Here is a 19,857-nt window from a genome sequence, read left to right on the forward strand (position 1 = left end):
GTCTTTCCTCCATTTAAAAGACGAAAGAGGGTGGGATAATTGGCGCAATCGGGGGTTAGCCCGCACAACCCCACCCTCACCCAGCAGGCGTCAAAGCCAACTGCCGCGACTGGCAAACCAACCGCCCAGCGGAATCGATCACCACAGCGTCCTCGTCAAACCACTGCCCATGAACAGCACTACAAGACACCTGCACCCGCAACCACCCAGGCGCAGGCACCCCCCGCATCAACGCCGTCAACTGCACCGTAGGCGACCACCCAAACCGCCCCAGGTTGAACGTCACAGGCATCGAAATATCCCCAGCCACCAACGCAAAATAGGGATCCGGCCGCTCCCCCTTAGGCCGCACCCACAACCGCAACACCAACGGATCCCCAGTACGACCGGTCAGGAACCCAGCCCCCTGCTGATCCAACCGAACATCACAAACAGCCCCGAGCTTGTAAACCCCACCAGACTCCATCGTGCTCAAGTCAATCGAGTCGGCAGGCGGCTCAGCCGCCAACGAAGGCAGCGCCACGTAATCCGGCACCTGCTCCGGCAACCGCCCCACGGTCACCACCGACTCCACGCAACTACGCCCCCGCTGCTCGATCGTCGTGGAGACGACCGTCGCGGTCCGCCCGGACTTCCGGATCTCCGTCCGCAACAGCACCGGACCGACTTCGGGAGCCCGAAGGAACTGGGAGCTGACGGCCAACGGCGCCAACCCCTCCGTACCGGGAACCGCGTCGGTGGCGGTCCGGACGGCGGCTCGAGCGGCCAGCACCAGCAGGAACCCGCCGTGCGGCTTGGGACCGATGGTCCACTCCGCGGGCAGGCTTGCCGTGTAGGTCCCGTCTCCGAGCGAACGCACTGCACTGGCGGCCGTGAAGGTGGGCACCGAGCTCCTCGTACGAATTGTCATGAGCGGCTGACCAGCGACCGCAGGAAGAAGGTGACGTTGGCCGGGCGTTCGGCCAGCCTTCGCATCAGGTACCCGTACCACTGCTCGCCGTACGGCACGTACACGCGGACCACGTTCCCCTCCGAAGCTAGCCGTCGCTGCTCGGCGGGCCTGATCCCGTACAGCATCTGGTACTCGAAGCTACCGGGCTTCCGGTCGTGCCAACGCGCCCGTTCGCCGATCACGTCGACCAACCTGGGGTCGTGGGTGGCGAACATCGGGAACCCGTCGCCCGCGAGGAGGGCGTTGGCGCAGCGGACGTAGTTGAGGTCGACCTCGTGCGGGTCGGTGTAGGCGACGCCGTCCGGTTCGGCGTAGGCGCCCTTGCAGAGGCGGACCCGTGAGCCCGCCAGGTCGCGGCAGTCGTCGAGCGTGCGCCGCAGGTACGCCTGGAGGACCGCGCCGACCCACGGCCAGCTGCGGCGCAGCTCGGCGAGCACGCGCAGCGTGGCGTCGGTCGTGGTGTGGTCCTCCATGTCGAGCGTGACGGTCGTGCCGCACTGCTCGGCGGCGGCGCAGATGCGCGACGCGTTGGTGAGGGCCAGGTTCTCGCCCAGCGCCAGGCCGATCGCGGTCAGCTTCACGCTGACCTCGGCCTTGCCCGCCAGGCCGGTGGCGTGCAGGCGGTCGAGCAGCTCCAGGTAGCCGCGCACCGTGCGCTCGGCCTGCTTGCGGGTGGTCGTGTTCTCACCCAGGTAGTCCAGCGTCACCGCGAGGCCGTCGGCGGCCAGCGACCTGGTGACCTCGACGGCTTCCGCCGTCGACTCGCCCGCGACGAACCGGCGCACGACGTCGCGGCTCACGGGCGCGGACGCGACCAGTCCGCGAACGGCGTCGTTGCCCGCCGCCGCGAGGATCAGGGAGCGCAACGGGTTCACGCGCCTGACCTTACGTGGTCAGGCGGCTTCAGCGCGCGGCTTGCCAGTCCAGGTGCAGGCGGGCGAACAGGAGTGACTCGGCGAGCATCCGGGAGCGTTCGGCGGCGCCGCGCGCCCGCCTGGTGTTGATCTCCAGCACGACCTGGCCGGTGAAGCCGCCGCGGGCCAGGCCCTCGCACACGGCGGCGCACGGCTGGGTGCCGTGGCCGGGGACCATGTGCTCGTCCTTGGCCGCTCCGCTGCCGTCGGCGAGGTGGATGTGGGTGAGGCCGTCGCCCATGCGCTTGGCCAGTTCGACGGCGTCGACGCCCGCCGCGGCGGTGTGCGACAGGTCGAGCGTGTAGTGCCGGTGGCCGACGTCCGTGGGGTCGATGGAGGGGGCGAACGCCGTGACCTGGACGGACCGGCCGCGCCCCAGTGCCCGGCGGACCGGGAACATGTTCTCCACGGCCACGTCGACGCCGCTGGAGTCCTCCAGGGTCTCGACGAGGTCGGCGAAGCCCTCGGCGTAGCGACGCTGCCAGCGGAACGGCGGGTGCACCACGACCGTGCGCGCGCCGAGGTCGCCCGCGGCCACGACGCTGCGCCGCAGCCGTTCGACCGGGTCCGGCGACCAGACCCGCTGGGTGATCAGCAGGCACGGGGCGTGGACGGCCAGCACGGGCACGCCGGTGCGCTGGCTGAGCCGCTCCAGCGCCCGCACGTCCTGGCTGGTCGGATCGGCCCAGACCATGACCTCGACGCCGTCGTACCCCAGTTCGGCGGCGAGGTCGAACGCGGCGCCTGCGGGCTGGGGCCAGACCGACGCCGTGGAGAGCCCTACCGGGATCGTCAAGACTTCACCAGCAGCATCGCCGCTGGTGAGACCGTCACGATCAACCCGACGAGCACGGCCAGCAACGTGGTTTGCAGGTCGTCGGCCTTGCGGATCTTGCGGACCAGCAGCACCAGCCCGACGGTCACGCCGAGCGCGAGCACCAGCGCGGCCGCGGGGATCGCGCGCCACAGGAAGTTGAAGCCGAGCCACAGCGCGGCGCCGCCGAGCACGCCGACCGCGAGCTGGCCGATCATGACCAGCCACTCCTTGACGGGCGAGCGCTCGACCTCTTCCAGGTCCTCGACCTCGACGTCGTCCTCGTCGGTCAGACCGGCCGGTCCCTCGGCGTCGAAGCCGTCGACGGAGTAGTTGTCCGAGTAGTCGTCCACGTACGGGCCGGGGTGGGCCGCCGTGTTCTCCTGCTCGGCGAACTCCGGGTCGTCGTCGCCGAACCACTCCTCGGGACGCACGTCCGGGAGCGGGTCCGGCAGCTTCGCCGGTGGCGGCAGCATCGGGACGGCCTGGGTGATCTGGGTGTCGTCCGGCCCCGCGTGGTCGCGGATGGTGGGGATGACCTCGGTCATCGCCTCGCGGACCGGCGGCGGGGGCGGTGGGCCCGCGGGAGGGCGCACCAGGTTCGCCCGCGACGACTGCTCGGGCTTGGGCAGGTTCGCGCGCGAGACCTGCTCGGTGGCGGGCGGGAGCCCCGGCTTGGGCAGGTTCGCCCGCGACGACTGCTCCGGCTTCGGCAGGTTCGCCCGCGAGGACTGCTCGGGCTTGGGGATGTTCGGCCGCGACGGGTCCGGCAGCCCGGAGGGCTTCGGGAGCGACGGCAGCGAGTACTCGTCGACGATCGGCGGCACCTGCCGCGTCTCCTCGGCCGGGTCGACCGGGGGCACCCCGGAGCGCAGGGGCTCGGGTCTGCGGGGCTCGGGTCGGCGCGGTTCGGGACGCGGCTGGTCGACCCTCGGCGGCTCCTGCCGGACGGGCGGCGCCGCGCGCGGCGGCTCCACCCTGGGCGGCGGGGCCTTCGGGGGCTCCACGCGCGGCGGGGGGCCCGCCTTCGGCGGTTCGGCGCGCGGGGGCGCGGGGGGCTGGACCGGGGCCGCGTACTGCGTGCGGTCGGGGTCCAGGTCCGGCTTCGCGCGCCTGCCGGTGCGGGTCGACGGCGGCTCGACCGACGGGTCGATCACCTTCATCTCGCCGCTGTCGGAGTTGATCCGCTCGATGATCGCCTGCGGAGCCGTGTCGGTCGGGTCCTCCGCACGCCGACGTCGACGACGCGGCGGGGCGTCACCCGCGCTCGCGCCGTACTGGGCCAGCAGCTCAGCGACCGTCCGCTGAGTCTGCTCGGACTCGCTCTCTCGACTCATCAACTCCACCGTGCTCCGTGCTGGCCTGGACGTCCAGTGTCACCCGGCTGACTGGTTGAAGCCGTCGGCGCGGTCTGTTCCGAGCCGTTAGTGTGGTCCAACCTCCTGAGGATGACACCTTCGCGCAGTGCCCAGGGGCAAATCTCGAGCTGCGTGAGCGACAGCGCGCGCATCGTGGCGTCGGCCACGAGCGCCCCCGCCACCAGTTGGTGCGACCGGCTGGAGCTCACGCCCTCCAGGCCGGCGAGGTCTCCCGCGGACATCCGCGAGATGAAGGCGATCAGCTGCCGCAGACCGGAATCGGTCAGCACCCGCCGTTCCCTGGGACCGGCCGAGGACGGCGCGGCACCCGTGAGGCGGGCGAGCGTGCGGAAGGTCTTCGACGTGGCGACCACACGATCAGGTGTACCCGAACGGCGCAACTTCTTCGCCACCGAGGCCAGTTGTCCGTCCAGCCATTCGGTGGTATCGCGCACCTCGGCGCGGCTCGGCGGGTCCTTGCGGAACCTCGTCCGGGTGAGCCTGCCCGCGCCCAGCGGCACCGAGAACGCCTCCTCGGGGTTCTCGTCCATGCCGATCGCGAGCTCCAGCGAACCGCCGCCGATGTCCAGGCAGAGGAGCCTGCCCGCCGACCAGCCGTACCAGCGGCGGACCGCGAGGAACGTGTACCGCGCCTCGTCCTCGCCGCTGAGGACCTTGAGGTCCACGCCGGTCTCGGTGCGCACCCGGTCGAGCACCTCGGCCGAGTTGCGGGCCTCGCGCACGGCGGACGTGGCGAAGGCCATCAGGTCCTCGCACCCCAGGCGCTGCGCGGAGGCCTTGGACGCGGCGATGGTCCGGACCAGGTGGTCCGCGCCCGCCTTGGTGAGCTGCCCGGTGTCGTCGAGCTGCTCGGCCAGGCGGAGCACGGACTTCTCCGAACTCATCGGCGTCGGGTGGGCACCCCGAAAGGCGTCCACCACCAGCAGGTGGACGGTGTTCGACCCCACATCGAGGACCCCGAGGCGCACGCGGTGCACCGTACCCGGTCGGGGTCGTCAGGACTCGAACTTGTAACCGAGACCCCGGACCGTGACGAGGTGCTTGGGGATCGACGGATCGGGTTCGATCTTGGACCGCAGGCGTTTGACGTGCACGTCCAGCGTCTTCGTGTCGCCGACGTAGTCCGCGCCCCACACCCGGTCGATCAGCTGGCCCCTGGTGAGCACGCGGCCCACGTTGCGCAGCAGGTACTCGAGCAGGTCGAACTCCTTGAGGGGCAGTCCGACCTCGCCGCCGTCGACCGTGACGACGTGCCGCTCGACGTCCATCCGGACCGGCCCCGCCTCCAGCACCTGCGGCAACAGCTCCTCGGCCTCGCCGCCGCGGCGGAGCACCGCGCGGATGCGGGCGATCAGCTCGCGCGCCGAGTAGGGCTTGGTGACGTAGTCGTCCGCGCCCAGTTCCAGGCCCACGACCTTGTCGATCTCGCTGTCCCGCGCAGTGACCATGATCACCGGGACGGCGGACCGCTGGCGGAGCTGCTTGCACACGTCCGTGCCGCTCATGCCGGGCAGCATCAGGTCGAGCAGCACGATGTCGGCGCCGTTGCGGTCGAACTCCTCCAGCGCCTCCTGCCCGGTGGTGGCGAGCGCGGCGGTGAAGCCCTCCTTGCGGAGCAGGAAGGCGAGCGGATCGGCGAAGGAATCCTCGTCCTCCACGATGAGCACCCTGGTCACAGCTCTCCTCCGTGCGTTGTGGCGAGTTCCTGCTCGGGCAGGGTCGGAACCCGCTCCACCTGGTCGAGGTGGGCGGGGATTCGGAGGGTGAACGTCGAACCGGTGCCCGGCAGGCTCCAGAGCTTCACGTCGCCGCCGTGGTTCAGCGCGACGTGCTTGACGATGGCCAGGCCGAGCCCGGTGCCGCCCGTGGCCCGCGAACGGGCCCGGTCGACGCGGTAGAAGCGCTCGAAGACGCGGGTCTGCTGGTCCTCGGCGATGCCGATCCCCCGGTCGGTCACCGCGATCTCCACGAACCCGCCGACGAGCCTGCGGCTGATCGACACCGGGCTGCCCGGCGGCGAGTAGGCGACAGCGTTGTCAAGGAGGTTGCTCAGCGCCGTGACCAGCAGCATCCGGTCGCCTTCGACGACGAGGCCACCCGGTTCGTCGGAGCCGATCTCGATGCCCGCCGACTCCGCGCCAAGCCGCGAGCGGCCCAGCGCCTCGGACACGACCGTGTCGACCTCGACGGCGGTCAGCTCGGGCAGCTTCTCCGCGCCCTGGAGGCGGGACAGCGCGATCAGCTCGGTCACCAGGGTCCCCAGCCTGGTGGCCTCCTGCATGATCTTCGCGCTGAACTTGCGGACCTGCTCCTCGTCTTCCACGGCGTCCAGCACGGCCTCGGCGAGCAGCGCGAGCGCCCCGACGGGCGTCTTCAGCTCGTGGCTCACGTTCGCCACGAAGTCGCGCCGGGTCGCCTCCAGCCGCACGGCCTCGGACTCGTCCGAGGCGTCCACGACGGTGAACCCCTCGGTCAGCACCTTCACCCGCGCGTGCACCGCCTCGGCCTGGCGGCCCTTGACCTCCAGCTGCGACAGGTCGACGTGCACGACCTCGCCGGTCTGGCGGACCAGTTCCGCGGCGCGGCGGGCCCGGTCGTCGGCGCGGTTGTTGCGCACGACCCCCAGTTCCTCGGCGCGGGCGTTGTTGAGCACCACGTCGCCGAAGCCGTTGAGCACGACGATGCCGTCGTGGGAGGACTGGACGACCATCGCCATCAGGTCGGCGACGGTCAGCCCAGTCGTGGTCGAGGCCTGCTTGCGGACCGTGGCGCGGCCGATGAGGAAGGCCGCGCCGCCGATCAGCACGAGGCCGACCACCAGTGCGAGGTAACCCAGTGCGGTCACAACCGAATGGTAAGCAGGTCAAGGGCCTTCCGGCCTAGGGCCGAGGGGCCAACCGTGACTCCTGCGACACCCTCTGAGCGGCTTGTTCTTCACCCGTCCAGCCCGTGTTCACCCAGTCGTGTCCATCCCGCGTTCAGAACTCGGCGAGGTCCTCTTCGGACAGCCGCAACCCGCCCGCCGCGAGGTTCTCCTCCAGGTGCTCGACCGACGACGTGCCGGGGATCAGGAGGATGTTCGGGGAGCGGTGCAGCAGCCACGCCAGCGCCACCTGGCGGGGGGTCGCGTCGTGCCGCTTCGCGACCGTCTCGAGGTGCTCCAGGTCGAGCGGCTGGAAGCCCCCGAGCGGGAAGAACGGCACGTAGGCGATGTCCTGGGCGGCGCACTCGTCCAGCAGCGCCTCGTCGTCGCGGTGGGCGAGGTTGTAGTGGTTCTGCACGCACACGACCGGCGCGATGGCCCGCGCCTCGGCGAGCTGGCCGATGGTCGCGTTGCTGACGCCGAGGTGCTTGATCAGCCCGTCGCGCTGGAGGTCGGCGAGCGCGGAGAACCCCTCCTGGACGGACGAGCCCTCGTCCATCACCCGGAAGTTCACCACGTCGATCGCGTCGACCCGCAGCCTGCGCAGGTTGTCGTGCACGGCCGAGCGCAGCTCGTCCGGCGACAGCGCGGGCAGCCACGCGCCGGTGTCGTCGCGGCGCGCGCCCACCTTCGTGACCAGCACGAGGTCCTCGGGGTACGGGTGCAGCGCCTCGCGGATGAGGTCGTTGACGACGAACGGGCCGTAGTAGTCGCTGGTGTCGATGTGGTCCACGCCCAGCTCGACGGCGCGGCGCAGCACCGCGCGCGCCTGGTCGGCGTCCTTGGGCGGTCCGAACACGCCGGGGCCCGCGAGCTGCATGGCGCCGTAACCGATCCGCTTCACCTTGAGGTCCATGGGTCAAGAGTGGACGGAACCTGCCACCTGCCGCATCTCGTGGCCACAAGCTGCCATGCTCGGAGGCATGGACCTGATCGAGGTGGTGCGCGGCGAGCGGGAGCTGTTCGAGCGGGCGGGTCACCTGTTCGACGTCGACGAGCTGGCCTGCGCGTCGAACACCCTCTTCACGTGGTGGACGACTCAGGCGCCCGCGCAGCAGAACGTGAAGCGGCACAAGCGGTTGCGGAAGATGTTCCGGCTGAGCGCGATGCTCGACCCGTCGTGGGCGCAGCGGGCGCACGTGATGGCCGAGCACGGCGCGGAGGTCCGCGTCACGCCGGACGACCTGCACGAGACGCTGCTGCTCGGCGACCGGTTCGTGATCATGGCGGGCGACCTGTCCCACGGCGAGCGGTCCTACAGCGTCATCTCCGCGCCGGAGGCCGTCCAGGGCATCCACGCGCTCTACGAGGCCGCGTGGCGGACCGCCAACCCCCTGGAGGTGCACGACGCGTCCATGGTGGAGCTGAGGCCGTTGACGCCCGGCATCCTGACGGCGTTGAACGACGGCCTGACGGACGAAGCGGCGGCACGGGCGCTGGGGCTGTCCCTGCGCACGTACCGCCGCCGCGTGGCCGAGCTGATGGCCGCCATGGGCGCCACGTCCCGCTTCCAGGCGGGAGCGCGGGCCCGTGAACTGGGCCTTGTTTAACGCCCCTGGTTGGCGACGGCCTTGATGGCGTCGGCGGCCGCGTCGGGGTCGAGGTACGTGCCGCCCGCCTTGAGGGGCTGGAGGGCCTCGTCGAGGTCGTAGCGCAGCGGGATGCCGGTCGGGATGTTGAGGCCGGCGATGTCGTCGTCGGAGATCCCGTCGAGGTGCTTCACCAGCGCGCGGAGCGAGTTGCCGTGCGCCGTGACCAGCACGGTCTTGCCCGCGCGCAGATCGGGCACGATCGCCGACTCCCAGTACGGGATCATCCGCTTGACCACGTCGAGCAGGCACTCGGTCAGCGGCAGGTCGGGGCCGAGGTCCGCGTAGCGCGGGTCGGCGTCCTGGCTGAACTCGGTGCCGGGCTCGATGGGCGGCGGCGGGGTGTCGTAGGACCGGCGCCAGAGCATGAACTGCTCCTCGCCGAACTCCTCCAGCGTCTGCTTCTTGTTCTTGCCCTGCAACGCCCCGTAGTGCCGCTCGTTGAGCCGCCAGTCCCGCTTCACCGGGATCCAGTGGCGGTCGGCGGCGTCGAGGACGAGGTTCGCCGTCGAGATCGCACGGCGCAGCAACGAGGTGTGCAACACCTCCGGCAGCACACCGGCGGCCTTCAGCAGCTCACCACCGCGCTTGGCCTCAGCGACCCCCTTCTCCGACAGGGGCACGTCCACCCAGCCGGTGAACAGGTTCTCGGCGTTCCACACGCTCTCGCCGTGGCGGAGCAGCACCAGCGTTCCCACAGACATGCGGCCAGCCTAAGGGGTGGCGCCGCACCCGCGAACGGGGCGAGTGCGGCGCCACACCGGGTCAGACCTCCGCGGCGACGACGTCCTCCGCCTTCACGTGGCCGCGGAGCGGCACCTGGCGGATGAACAGCGCCACCACGACCCCCACCGCGGCGACACAGGCCGCGACGGCGAACAGGACCGTGACGCCGTCCGTGACGGCCGCCTGGAACACCCGTTGGGCCGCCTCGGGCAAGGACTTCAGCACGGCGGGGGTCATCTGGTTCGCCTCGCCGGGCAGGGCCGCGCCGCCGCCGGACAGGGAGTCCGTCAGCGAGTTGGTGTAGAGCGCGCCCAGCAGCGAGACGCCGAGCGAGCTGCCCATGTTGCGCAGGAACGTCGACGCGCCGGTGCCCGCGCCGATGTCCCGCACCTCGATGCTGTTCTGCGCGATCAACGTGGACGTCTGCATCAGGCAGCCCATGCCCGCGCCGAGGATCACCATGTACAGCGCGGTGGTCGTCTTGCTGGTGTCGACGTCGATCGTGGAGAACAGGCCGAGCGCGGTGGTCAGCAGTGCCGCCCCGACGATCGGGAACACCTTGTACCGGCCCGTCCGGCTGATGACCTGGCCACTGGCCAACGAGACGACCATCGCCGAGATCATCATCGGCATCAACAACAGCCCGCTGTTCGTGGCCGACGAGCCCTGGACGAACTGCTGGAACTGCGGCAGGAACGTCACGGCGCCGAACATCGCGAACCCGGAGATGAACGCCAGGCCGCCGGACAGGTTGAAGTTGACGTTGCCGAACACGCGCAGCGGCATGATCGGCTCGGCGACCCGGCGCTGCACCACGACGAACGCGATGAAGGCCGCGACGGTCAGCACGATCAGGCCGAGGATCTGCGGCGACGACCAGTCGTACTGCGTGCCGCCCCAACTGGTGATCAACACCAGCGAGGTGATCCACACGGTCAGCAGGCCCGCGCCGAGCCAGTCGATCTTCGCCTTGCCGGTGCCGCGCGGCAGCTTGGCGAGGGTGAACCAGCAGACGACGAGCGCGACCGCGCCCAGCGGCAGGTTCACGTAGAACGCCCAGCGCCAGGAGAAGTTGTCCGTGATGAAGCCGCCCGCGAGCGGTCCGCCGATCATCGCGACGGGCATCACGGCCATCATCAGGCCCATGTACTTGCTGCGCTCGCGCGGCGGGATCATCTCGCCGATCACGGCCAGCACGCCGACCATCAGGCCGCCCGCGCCGAGGCCCTGGATCGCGCGGAACGCGATCAGCTCGCCCATGTTCTGCGACATCCCGGCGAGCGCGGAGCCGCCGAGGAACACCACGACGGACGAGATGAACGTGATCCTGCGGCCGAACAGGTCGCCGAGCTTGCCCCAGATGGGCGTGGACGCCGTCGAGGCCAGCACGTAGCCGGTGGTGACCCAGGCCAGGTGGCTCAGTCCACCGAGGTCTCCCACGATCGTCGGCAGCGCGGGCGCGACGATCATGTTGTCCAGCATCGCCAGCAGCATCGCGATGACGAGACCGCTCATCGTGACCATGATCTGCCGGTGCGTGAACCGAGCGGGCGCGCCCGGTGCGGGGGCGGCTTCTGTCGTCATCGCGCGTTTCCTTCACGAAAGGCACAACTTACTTACCGGTCGGTCAGAGAGTACTTACTGACCGGCAGGTAAGCAACCGCTATGCTGCGCACAACGGCAAATCGGACAGAAGGGAGGGCAACGCATGACCCAGCGGCGCAAGACGGGGGACGACCGCCGAGCCGACATCCGGCGCGTGGCCTTGGAGCTCTTCACCGTCCAGGGGTACGAGTCCACGTCGATGCGGGAGATCGCCGAACGGCTGGACATCACCAAAGCCGCGCTCTACTACCACTTCGACAGCAAGGAGGCGATCGTCCGCAGCCTGTTCGAGGAGCGCGTGGCGACCCTGGACAAGCTGATCGCGTGGGCCGAGTCCCAGCCGCGCACGCCCGAGCGCGCGGCCGAGGTCGTCGCGGGCTGGTTCGGCCTCGTCGTCGACGACGGCCTGGGCTTCGCCAGGTTCGCCCTCGCCAACCAGGCGTCCCTGCGCGAACTGATGCCGAAGGGCGGTGGTGGCCTCGACCGGATGCAGCGCGTCTCGGCGCTCCTGGTCGACCCCGAGGCGCCACCGCTGGAGCTGCTGAAGATCCGGATGGCGTTGATGAGCGCCAACCTGGCCGTCATGGGCTCCCAGGACCTGAACCTCACCGAGGACGAGATCATCACCGCCGCCGCCGACACCGCGGGCCTGCTGGTCCCCGGCTTCGCCGAGGCCATCGCGCACCGGGCGACCGCCGCCAGGAAGGCGACGGCCTGACACCACGTCAGCGTCAGCGGAACTCGGCCAGGTGGTCGGCAACCCACTCGGCGAAGGTCGCGGGCGGACGCCCCAGCACCGCCGCGGCGGTCCCCGTGGCGGGCGACCGCCCGGCCTCCGCACCGCGCAGGAACTCCAGGATCGCCTCGACCCGGTCCCCGTCGAACGCCGACCGCGCCTGCGCCTCGGACAACTCCTCGATGCGAACGACCGTGCCGAGAGCCTCGCCGATCACCTCCACCTGCTGCTCCTGCGACAACAGGTGGGGCCCGGTCAGCAGATCGCTCACGCGCTCGTGGCCACCCAGCAACGCCACGACGGCCACCGCCGCGATGTCCCGCTCGTGCACAGGAGCCGTCGCGGCAGCGGGGCGCACCAACCGCACGACACCTCGCCCCTTGATCGACTTCGCCCAGTTGAGCGCGTTGCTCGCCAGCACCAACGGCCGAACGGGAGTCCACCGCAACCCGGACGCGGCAAGGGTTTCCTCCACCGCCCGGTGCTCCTCCGCGATCGCGTTGCCAACCACGTCGGGCAACAACACACTCCCGGACGACAACAACACGACGTGCTCAACCCCAGCACTCCGCGCAGCCCCGACAAGCCCGTCCGCACCCTGCGTCGGCGCGTAGACGAAAACGTCGGCCACACCGTCCATCGCGGCCTTCAAGCTGTCGGGCCGGGTGAGATCAGCGACCACCACCTCGACCCCGTCGGGCAGATCAGCCTTGCCAAGATCCCGCACCGAGGCCCGCACGGACCGCCCGGCGGCCACCAACTGCTCAACGACGTGCCGCCCGACACCACCACGGGCACCGACAACCAGGATTGGACTGTCCACAACACACTCCTCGCGCACGACAAAACCGGGCGCGCCACGGGAGTGGAGACACACGAAGCGTTCCGACGCCGCACTCCGTGCACTTCGACCGTAGCACCGGACGCGGCGAGCGCGCACCTACTTCCGCACGAGCTCCTCGGGCTTGAACCACGTCGGCTGGTAGCCCGCCCTGGTGCACGCGACCAGCGCGTTGGTGAACGACGTGATGATCGGTGTCATGTCCGAGTTCGCGGACAACCCGCCCTTGGCGACATCGGCGTAGTGCTGGGCCAACCGATCGGCGTCGCGAATCATCGTGGAAACGGGAAGTCGGATATCGGAACCGGCCTGATCGACAATCGCCGACCCGTCGATCCCGTCACCTTCGGCCGCGACGGTGGTCAGCCCCGCGAGTTGAGCGGCCAGTTCGACCGGGGAGATGGACATCCCCTTCCCGCCACTTTGCATCAATTGCCGGTAGGTGGGGTAAAAACCTTGCCCGCGCTGCGCCAACCCGTCCTCACCTGCGCAAACCTTGCGGTCGAAACCCGCGGTGGACACCGTGGTGACGGTTGTCGGCGGGGCGGTAGTCGTCACCGCACCGCTCACGGGAACAGGAGAACCCGACGTCACGCCGGAACAGGCGGTCAGGGAAATCGCGCAGAGAACAACGCCGATCGCGCCTCGAACTCGAATCATGGCCTCTCCCCGGAGCAGTCATGAACGAATCGCGCAGGGTCGGCACCGGCGTTACCGAATTCCGCCGGTTCACCCCAATGGGGGGACGCGAAACGGCCCCCGGCGAAACTCGCCGGGGGCCGTTCACCACCCAAGAACTACGAGCCGGACTTCTCCCGTGCTCGGAGGTCCTTCCGCAGGATCTTGCCCGCCGCGGACTTCGGGATGGCTTCGATGAACTCCACCACGCGGACCTTCTTGTGCGGGGCCACGCGTTCGGCGACGAAGGTCATCACGCCCGCGGCGTCGAGGTCTTCGGCGCCCGCTTGGCGGACGACGAAGGCCTTCGGGACTTCCTCGCCGTCGGCGTCGAGGACGCCCACGACCGCGGCGTCGGCGATCTGCGGGTGGGTGAGGAGGACGGCTTCCAGTTCCGCCGGGGGGACCTGGTAGCCCTTGTACTTGATGAGTTCCTTGACCCTGTCGACGATCGTGACGATGCCGTCCGCGTCGATGATCGCCACGTCGCCGGTGTGCAGGTAGCCGTCAGCGTCGAGGGTCGCGGCGGTGGCTTCCTCGTTGTTGAGGTAGCCCTTCATCACGTTCGGGCCGCGGCACCAGAGTTCGCCGCGTTCGCCCACGCCCACGTCCTCGCCGGTGGCGGGGTCGACGAAGCGGTTCTCCATGTTCGGGTAGATGACGCCCACGGTGCCCACGGAGATGTCGTCGCGGCCCTCGGGGATGGCGTGGCTGACGGGGCTCATCTCCGTCATGCCGTAGCCCTGCAACACCTTGCAGCCCAAGCGCTTGCGGACGGCGGCGGCCAGGTCGACGTCCAGCGGGGCCGCGCCGGAGAAGATCGTGTCGATGGCGGACAGGTCGAACTGGTCCACCAGCGGGTGCTTGGCCAGCGCCACGGCGACCGGGGGCGCGATGTAGACGCGGTCGGTGCGGTGCTCGGCGATGACGCGCAGGAACTCCGGCAGGTCGAAGCGCGGCATCGTCACCACGGTCGCGCCGACGTACAGGCCGTTGTTCATCAGGACCTGCATGCCGTAGATGTGGAAGAACGGCAGCACGGCGAGGATGCGGGTGTGGCCGCCGATCCGGATGATCGGGTCGGACTGCACGATGTTGGCGACCAGGTTGCGGTGCGTGAGCATCACGCCCTTGGCCTTGCCGGTGGTGCCCGAGGAGTACGGCAGCACGGCCACGTCCTCGGCCGGGTCGATCGACACCTCCGGCACGGGGCCGGTGCTCGCCAGGAGCTGCGGCAGGTTCGGGTGGCCCTCGGCTCCGTCGAGGACGACCACGTCGTCCGCCGTGAGACCGATCTGCTGGGCCGCGGGCCAACCGTTGGGGAGCAGCACGGAGACCGTGAACAGCATCTTGGCGCCCGCGTCGGCCAGCTGGCTGGCCACCTCGTTCGCCGTGTAGAGCGCGTTGATCGTGGTGGCGGTGGCGCCCGCGCGCAGGATGCCGTGGAAGACGACCGCGTAGTACGGCGTGTTGGGGCTGAGGATGCCCACCACGTCGCCCTTGCCGATCCCCCTCTCGGCGAGCGCCGCGGCGAGCCGGTCGATCGCTCCCGCGAGCTGCCCGTAGGTCATCTCGGCGCCGGACGTGCCGTCGATCAGGGCGAGCTGATCGGCGCGTTCGGCCACGTTCGCGAACAGCAACTCGTGCAAGGAGACGTCCGGAACCACGACGTCGGGGAACGGACTGCGGAAGACCATTCGGCTGCCTCATTCGATCGGCGGTCGACCCTGATCGCGTCATCGTGAGTCACGCCACAGCCGAGGTCAAGACGTACCGAGACGTTACCGACTCAGATCAATAGCACTCGAATGGAGTAGTGGTTGACCTTGTGGTGGCCGTGCCCGATCTGCGAAGTTGGCAGGGCCTTCGCGGCTCGGCTCCCACGCACTCCACGAGCCGCGCAGGGAACCTCGCGGTTCGCAAACCCCCCGTCGAACCGCGGCCCGCTGGACTTCCGGGCTCCCCCCGCCCGATGTCCGTTTCAGCGGGGAATCAACGCGGGGTGGTCCGAGTTGTGACTCCCCCTCTCTCCCGGACCGCCCCGCGCTTCCCCCGCGTATTGCTCTGAGTAGCTTTTCCGTCAGGAAACGTGACTCAATTGGCTGACGCCTCGGGTGTGATCTTCACCGTCCGACGTCGCCGCCGGAGGTACCAGAGCACCCCTACGGGGAGCAGGACGACCGCGAACGGCAGCACCGCGCCGATCACCACGACCACCACCCGCAACGCCTCCAGCAGCGCGTTCCAACCCGAGCCGAGCGCCCCCAGGAAGCCCAGCTTCTCCTCCTCGGCCGCGGGCGCGGGGCCCTGGCGGACGGAGACGGTGATCGTCGACTGGGCCACCTGCCCCTTGAGCGCGTCGTAGCGGCGCTGCATCGACTCCAGGTCGGTCTGCCGCTTGGTCAGCTCGCCCTCGATCTGGGTGATCTCGGAGGTCGTCCCGGCCCGCTCCAGCAGCGCCCGCACGCGGTCCACGCTCGCGCGCTGCGTGGACAGCCTGGACTCGACGTCCACGACCTGCTCGGTCACGTCCTCCGACTTCGTCTCGCGCCGCACGACGGTCGTGCCCTCGACCTCGCCGAGCCCCTTCAGCACCGCGTCCATCCGGTCCGCGGGCACTCGCAGCGTCAACGAGCCCATGCTCGCGCTGGAGTTCTCCTGCCCGACGTACCCGCCCTCGCGCGTGGTGAGGTCCTTGACCTTCACCAGCGCCCCGCTCACGTCGTCGCCGCGCAGGTCGACCTGCGCCGTCCGCACCAGCTGCCGGTTCGTCGCCACGGAGTCCGGCTGCTGCGCCGTGCCCGCGCTGTCCTTCGCCACGCCGCCCGGCTGGGCGGGCGGGACGGCGGGGGCCGCCACCTCCGCGCCACCGCTGGAGCTCATGGAGCCCGTGGACGAACACCCCGCCAACGCCACCAACGCCAGCGCCGTGACCGCCAGCACCCGTCTGCTCATCGCTGATTCCCCTCCTGTCGCCCCGTGGTCGCAGGGGGTAGACGGAAGGGCTCAGGCGGGCAGTTGCGCCTTCCTGGTCACGATCAGGCCTCGTTCACCAGGTGCCGGAAGGCCTGGAGGTTCGCCAGCGACTCGCCGCGCGACACCCGCCAGTCCCACTCGCGCTGGATGGCCCCGGCGAAACCGATCTCCAGCAGCGTGTTGAAGTCGCCGTCCGCCGCTTCCACGACCTGCCCCAGCACGCGGTCCAGCTCGTCCGGCGTCACGGCGTGCAGCCCGATCCGGCCGACCAGGTAGATGTCGCCCTCGGTGTCCACGGTGTAGTGCACGCCGTAGAGCTTCGCGTTGCGGCGCAGCAGGAACCGGTACACGGCCTCGTGCGCCTCGTCGGGCTTGCGGCAGACGAACGCCTCGACCAGCAGCGCGTGCCGCCCCACCACCAGCCAGCAGTTGGTCTGGAGCTTCTTGGTCCCCGGCAGGGTCACGAAGAACTTGTTCGGTTCCTTGTGCTCGTAGGCCAGTTCCTGCGCGTCCAATGTGGACTGGATGACCGACTCGATCACCGGTGGACCTCCCGTTGGAACGCGTTGCGCGCATCGGAGTACGCGGCCAACAGCGTGTCGGTCGTGCGTTCCCAGGAGAATCGTCGCGCGTGCGCGACCGCGTTGCCCGCCAGCTCGGCCCGACGACCGGGGTCCAGCGCCACGTGCCCCAGCACCCGCGCCCACTCGGCGGGGTCGTGCCCGTTCACCAGGCAGCCCGACACACCGTGCCGCACGGCCACCGGCAACCCGCCGACGGCCGCCGCCACGACCGGCGTCCCGCAGGCCTGCGCCTCCAGCGCCACCAGCCCGAACGACTCGTTGTAGCTCGGCACAGCCACCACGTCCGCGGCCCGGTACACCCGCGCCAGCGCGTCACCCGACACCGGCAGCAGGAACCGCACCACGTCGTCGATCCGCAGCTCCTCGGCCAGCAGTTGCAGCGCCCGAGGCTGCTCCAGCCCGCTGCCCGACGGCCCGCCGACCACCAGCACCACCAGCCGCGACCGCAACGACGGGTCCCGCACCAGCAGTTCGGCGGCGGCCCGCAGCAACACGTCCGGCGCCTTCAACGGCTGGATCCGCCCCACGAACGCCAGCACGACCTGATCGGCCCGCAACCCCAGCGAGGCCCGCGCGGCGTCCCGATCGCCCGGCGTGAACCGCTCCAGGTCGACACCGGGCGGGATCGTCAGCACCTTCTCCGGCGCGGCGTCGTACAGCTTCACCAGCTCGGCCGCCTCGACGTCGGTGTTGGCGACCAGCCGATCGGCTTCCTCGACCACCTGCTCCTCACCGATGACCCGCATCCGGGGTTCGGGCGTGTCCCCGTCGGCCAACGCGGCGTTCTTGACCTTGGCCAACGTGTGCGCGGTGTGCACCAACGGCACGCCCCACCGTTCACGGGCCAGCCACCCCACCTGCCCGGACAGCCAGTAGTGCGAGTGGATCGCGTCGTAGTACCCCGGCTCGTGCCGCGCCTCGGCCCGCAACACCCCGGCCGTGAACGCGCACAACTGCCCAGGCAGTTCCTCCTTGCCCAACCCCTCGAACGGCCCGGCCACCACGTGCCGAACCTTGATCCCAGGAGCCATCTGCACCACCGGCGCCAGCCCCGAGGACGTCGCACGGGTGAAGATCTCCACCTCGACACCTTGCGCGGCCATCCGCGTGGCCGTCTGCACGATGTACACGTTCATCCCGCCCGCATCGCCGGTTCCGGGCTGCTCCAGCGGCGACGTGTGCACCGAGAGCACCGCGACCCGCTTCACCGGGCCACCTTCGCCAGCGCCTCGAGGAACACGGCGGGCCGTTCGAGGAACGGCAGGTGCCCGGTGTCGGGGATCACCATCAACTCGGCTCCGGGGATCATCGTCGCGGCGTGGTCGGCGGCAGAGGGCGAGACCACTTCGTCGTCAGAACCGTGCACCACGATCGCGGGCACGTCCACGGCGGAAAGAACTTCGCCACTACCGACGTCCCGCGCGAAGAGTTCGGCCCGCACCCGATGCGGCACCCGCAGCGCGGCGGCCGTGAGCCGCTCAACGGTCGAGGCAGGCAACGACGGCGCCATCCGCGCACAGAACCGCGCCAACGCCACGTCGTCCGTCAACGCACCGGGCAACGCCTCCCGCATGACAGGACCGACAGCCCCACCGGCCCGCCCACGCCCGATCTCCGTGATCGCCCCCACCAGCACCAGCCCTTCAACCAGGCGGGTCCCGTGCACGCGCAGGTAATCCGCGACCACCAACCCACCGTACGACCAGCCGACCACCGTCGCGGGCCGCCCGACATGAGCAAGCACAGCAGCCAGATCAGCGGCCCACACCGCAGAATCCCGATACCCACCAGGAGGAACCTCGGACTCCCCATGCCCCCGAAGATCAAGGGCGAAAGTCCGAAACCCGGGAACCTCCCCCCAGGCCTCCCCGGACTGAGCCCACCCGTGCACCAACACCACAGCGGGAGCGTCGACGGGCCCGGCTTCACGAACCACCAGCCGAACACCACCGGAGGTCAGGACAGTTTTCTGCACGACTGTCCCAACACCAAACCCCTCAAAACACTTCCCACCAGCCAGAACAAACCACAGAACCAGACAAAACCCCCAAACCAGTCCGGAGGCCCAACCAGCATCCAGACACCCACCCCCACCCGCCCTGAGACCTGGGCTGGGGCGGGGACTGGGACCAGGGCCGGGGCGAGGGCTGGAGCGGGTTCGGCCGGGGCTGGGGCCGGACTGGCCTGGGCCGGGCCGCGCTGGACCAAGCCGGGCTGGACTGGGCGAACTGGGGAGGGGAGGGCTAGCCGGACCGAACTGGAGATGGAGCGAGACAGGGCTAGCCGGAGCGGGGCTAGGACCAGGCTGGGCAGGGCTGGTGCCAGGACTGAGCTGAGCCGGGTTAGGCCGGGCCGGGTTGGGGCAGAACGCGGCTGGCCAGGACGCGGCTGCCAGGGCCAGGGCCAGCAGAGCCGGAGTTGGACCGGGGCAGGGCCTAGCTGGGCCGGATTGGGCGGGGTCGGGCCGGGTTGGGCCGGGACGGGGCAGGGCGGGCCTGAGCTGGGCCGGAGCGGACGAGGCCAGGACTGGGCTGGACTGGGCCAGCCTGGATTGGGGACTGAGCTAGGGCAGGGCGGGGCTGGCCGGGAGGGCCAGGCTGGAGAGGGCCAAGGAAGGCCAGGGAGAGCCGAGGAGAAGTTGGACCGGAGCGGAACGGGGGCCCGGCCGGGGCTACGGCTAGGACAGGGCTGGACTGGGTCGAGGGCTTAGCGGGGAGGGCTTGGCGAGCCGAGCCGGAGTTGGATCAGAGCGAGGCCAGGCCGGAGCGGGCCCGGAGCGGGGCCGGGCCGGAGCGGAGTGGGGCCCGAGCCGAGCCGGGGCGAGCCGGGGTGAGGCGAGGCGAGGCGGGGTGAGGCGAGAGTTGGAACCGGACCGGGGCGATGCGGGGCTGGGCTGCCTGGCTGGCTGGACTAGCCCGCCCCCAACTGGGCCCCGTGACCAACTCGACCCGACCCTTACTCGCACCGATCGGAACTGCTCTCTATCTTCCGGCCCCCGGCCGGCACTCGCACCGCACCAAAACCGCACCGTGCCGGCAGGGTCTTTCAACCCCCAACCCTGGCAGCCCCCGATTGTTTTTGCGCCCCCACCCTCTTTCGTCTTGTCAAGGCGTCTTTCCAGCCTTGACAAGACGAAAGAG

Annotated in this window: 19 protein-coding genes; 2 read left to right on the forward strand and 17 right to left on the reverse strand. The window is 70.2% G+C overall.

The features are described from left to right. Positions 1 to 76: 76 nt before the first annotated feature. The 8 genes from ACFWW9_RS40785 to ACFWW9_RS40820 all read right to left on the reverse strand — a co-directional run bounded on the left by ACFWW9_RS40785 (position 77) and on the right by ACFWW9_RS40820 (position 7,838). On the reverse strand, positions 77 to 886 hold the full coding sequence (locus ACFWW9_RS40785; RefSeq protein WP_390388060.1) for a thioesterase family protein: 810 nt from the start codon (positions 884 to 886) through the stop codon (positions 77 to 79). 20 nt (positions 887 to 906) lie between these two features. Then, on the reverse strand, positions 907 to 1,827 hold the full coding sequence (locus ACFWW9_RS40790; RefSeq protein WP_390388062.1) for a proline dehydrogenase family protein: 921 nt from the start codon (positions 1,825 to 1,827) through the stop codon (positions 907 to 909). Between the two features lie 28 nt (positions 1,828 to 1,855). Next, complete coding sequence (locus tag ACFWW9_RS40795) at positions 1,856 to 2,662, reverse strand: sugar phosphate isomerase/epimerase family protein (RefSeq protein WP_390388064.1); 807 nt, start codon at positions 2,660 to 2,662, stop codon at positions 1,856 to 1,858. Further along, a complete protein-coding gene (locus ACFWW9_RS40800; protein ID WP_390388066.1) occupies positions 2,659 to 4,017 on the reverse strand; it encodes a hypothetical protein in 1,359 nt (452 codons plus the stop codon). The genes ACFWW9_RS40795 and ACFWW9_RS40800 overlap by 4 nt, the downstream gene beginning before the upstream one ends. Then, positions 4,017 to 5,027: a hypothetical protein gene (locus ACFWW9_RS40805; protein WP_390388068.1), complete on the reverse strand. Its 1,011-nt coding sequence runs from the start codon at positions 5,025 to 5,027 to the stop codon at positions 4,017 to 4,019. Before ACFWW9_RS40805 ends, ACFWW9_RS40800 begins: the two co-directional genes overlap by 1 nt. Positions 5,028 to 5,054: 27 nt before the next feature. Continuing rightward, positions 5,055 to 5,735 (reverse strand): response regulator, encoded by a 681-nt coding sequence (locus ACFWW9_RS40810; RefSeq protein WP_390388069.1) that lies wholly within the window; start codon positions 5,733 to 5,735, stop codon positions 5,055 to 5,057. Beyond that, positions 5,732 to 6,904, reverse strand: coding sequence for a sensor histidine kinase (locus ACFWW9_RS40815; RefSeq protein ID WP_390388070.1), 1,173 nt, complete (start codon positions 6,902 to 6,904; stop codon positions 5,732 to 5,734). The genes ACFWW9_RS40810 and ACFWW9_RS40815 overlap by 4 nt, the downstream gene beginning before the upstream one ends. Positions 6,905 to 7,037: 133 nt before the next feature. Continuing rightward, a complete protein-coding gene (locus tag ACFWW9_RS40820) occupies positions 7,038 to 7,838 on the reverse strand; it encodes an oxidoreductase (protein ID WP_390388071.1) in 801 nt (266 codons plus the stop codon). Between the two features lie 67 nt (positions 7,839 to 7,905). Here ACFWW9_RS40820 and ACFWW9_RS40825 point away from each other — a divergent pair, with 67 nt between their 5' ends. Then, positions 7,906 to 8,532, forward strand: coding sequence for a DNA-binding response regulator (locus ACFWW9_RS40825; protein ID WP_390388072.1), 627 nt, complete (start codon positions 7,906 to 7,908; stop codon positions 8,530 to 8,532). Here the strand turns inward: ACFWW9_RS40825 and ACFWW9_RS40830 are convergent. Both ACFWW9_RS40830 and ACFWW9_RS40835 read right to left on the reverse strand, forming a co-directional pair. Next, entirely contained in the window at positions 8,529 to 9,275 is a 747-nt protein-coding gene (locus ACFWW9_RS40830) for a phosphoglyceromutase (RefSeq protein WP_390388073.1), read from the reverse strand. The two genes, ACFWW9_RS40825 and ACFWW9_RS40830, sit on opposite strands and share 4 nt — an antisense overlap. 61 nt (positions 9,276 to 9,336) lie before the next feature. Next, positions 9,337 to 10,881: an MDR family MFS transporter gene (locus tag ACFWW9_RS40835; protein ID WP_390388075.1), complete on the reverse strand. Its 1,545-nt coding sequence runs from the start codon at positions 10,879 to 10,881 to the stop codon at positions 9,337 to 9,339. Between the two features lie 124 nt (positions 10,882 to 11,005). Between ACFWW9_RS40835 and ACFWW9_RS40840 the strand changes: the two genes are divergently transcribed. Next, positions 11,006 to 11,620: a TetR/AcrR family transcriptional regulator gene (locus ACFWW9_RS40840; RefSeq protein ID WP_390388077.1), complete on the forward strand. Its 615-nt coding sequence runs from the start codon at positions 11,006 to 11,008 to the stop codon at positions 11,618 to 11,620. Positions 11,621 to 11,633: 13 nt separating this feature from the next. On the opposite strand, the gene ACFWW9_RS40845 is transcribed toward ACFWW9_RS40840, so the two are convergent. From ACFWW9_RS40845 to ACFWW9_RS40875, 7 genes are all read right to left on the reverse strand, one after another. Beyond that, positions 11,634 to 12,461 (reverse strand): NAD(P)H-binding protein, encoded by an 828-nt coding sequence (locus tag ACFWW9_RS40845; RefSeq protein WP_390388079.1) that lies wholly within the window; start codon positions 12,459 to 12,461, stop codon positions 11,634 to 11,636. A 117-nt stretch (positions 12,462 to 12,578) separates the two neighbouring features. Next, on the reverse strand, positions 12,579 to 13,139 hold the full coding sequence (locus ACFWW9_RS40850; protein ID WP_390388081.1) for a hypothetical protein: 561 nt from the start codon (positions 13,137 to 13,139) through the stop codon (positions 12,579 to 12,581). A 137-nt stretch (positions 13,140 to 13,276) separates the two neighbouring features. Continuing rightward, positions 13,277 to 14,854 (reverse strand): AMP-binding protein, encoded by a 1,578-nt coding sequence (locus tag ACFWW9_RS40855; RefSeq protein ID WP_390388083.1) that lies wholly within the window; start codon positions 14,852 to 14,854, stop codon positions 13,277 to 13,279. Positions 14,855 to 15,251: 397 nt separating this feature from the next. Beyond that, positions 15,252 to 16,112, reverse strand: a complete 861-nt coding sequence (locus ACFWW9_RS40860) for a DUF4349 domain-containing protein (protein ID WP_390388086.1) — start codon at positions 16,110 to 16,112, stop codon at positions 15,252 to 15,254. 83 nt (positions 16,113 to 16,195) lie between these two features. Then, on the reverse strand, positions 16,196 to 16,675 hold the full coding sequence (locus ACFWW9_RS40865) for a YbjN domain-containing protein (RefSeq protein WP_390388088.1): 480 nt from the start codon (positions 16,673 to 16,675) through the stop codon (positions 16,196 to 16,198). Next, the gene (mshA, locus tag ACFWW9_RS40870) at positions 16,672 to 17,925 is read right to left on the reverse strand and encodes a D-inositol-3-phosphate glycosyltransferase (protein ID WP_390388091.1); all 1,254 of its coding nucleotides are present in this window, start codon (positions 17,923 to 17,925) and stop codon (positions 16,672 to 16,674) included. Before mshA ends, ACFWW9_RS40865 begins: the two co-directional genes overlap by 4 nt. After that, positions 17,922 to 18,692, reverse strand: a complete 771-nt coding sequence (locus tag ACFWW9_RS40875) for an alpha/beta fold hydrolase (protein ID WP_390388094.1) — start codon at positions 18,690 to 18,692, stop codon at positions 17,922 to 17,924. The genes mshA and ACFWW9_RS40875 overlap by 4 nt, the downstream gene beginning before the upstream one ends. Positions 18,693 to 19,857: the final 1,165 nt, after the last annotated feature.

The sequence above is a fragment of the Umezawaea sp. NPDC059074 genome, assembly GCF_042738955.1.
In the GTDB taxonomy this organism is placed as follows: domain Bacteria; phylum Actinomycetota; class Actinomycetes; order Mycobacteriales; family Pseudonocardiaceae; genus Umezawaea.

Bases quoted from the DNA above. Each gene is read 5' to 3' on its own strand.
- ACFWW9_RS40835 (WP_390388075.1), bottom strand. From the start codon at position 10,881: ATGACGACAGAAGCCGCCCCCGCACCGGGCGCGCCCGCTCGGTTCACG.
- ACFWW9_RS40800 (WP_390388066.1), bottom strand. From the start codon at position 4,017: ATGAGTCGAGAGAGCGAGTCCGAGCAGACTCAGCGGACGGTCGCTGAG.
- ACFWW9_RS40830 (WP_390388073.1), bottom strand. From the start codon at position 9,275: ATGTCTGTGGGAACGCTGGTGCTGCTCCGCCACGGCGAGAGCGTGTGG.
- ACFWW9_RS40825 (WP_390388072.1), top strand. From the start codon at position 7,906: ATGGACCTGATCGAGGTGGTGCGCGGCGAGCGGGAGCTGTTCGAGCGG.
- ACFWW9_RS40855 (WP_390388083.1), bottom strand. From the start codon at position 14,854: ATGGTCTTCCGCAGTCCGTTCCCCGACGTCGTGGTTCCGGACGTCTCC.
- ACFWW9_RS40860 (WP_390388086.1), bottom strand. From the start codon at position 16,112: ATGAGCAGACGGGTGCTGGCGGTCACGGCGCTGGCGTTGGTGGCGTTG.
- ACFWW9_RS40850 (WP_390388081.1), bottom strand. From the start codon at position 13,139: ATGATTCGAGTTCGAGGCGCGATCGGCGTTGTTCTCTGCGCGATTTCC.
- ACFWW9_RS40820 (WP_390388071.1), bottom strand. From the start codon at position 7,838: ATGGACCTCAAGGTGAAGCGGATCGGTTACGGCGCCATGCAGCTCGCG.
- ACFWW9_RS40840 (WP_390388077.1), top strand. From the start codon at position 11,006: ATGACCCAGCGGCGCAAGACGGGGGACGACCGCCGAGCCGACATCCGG.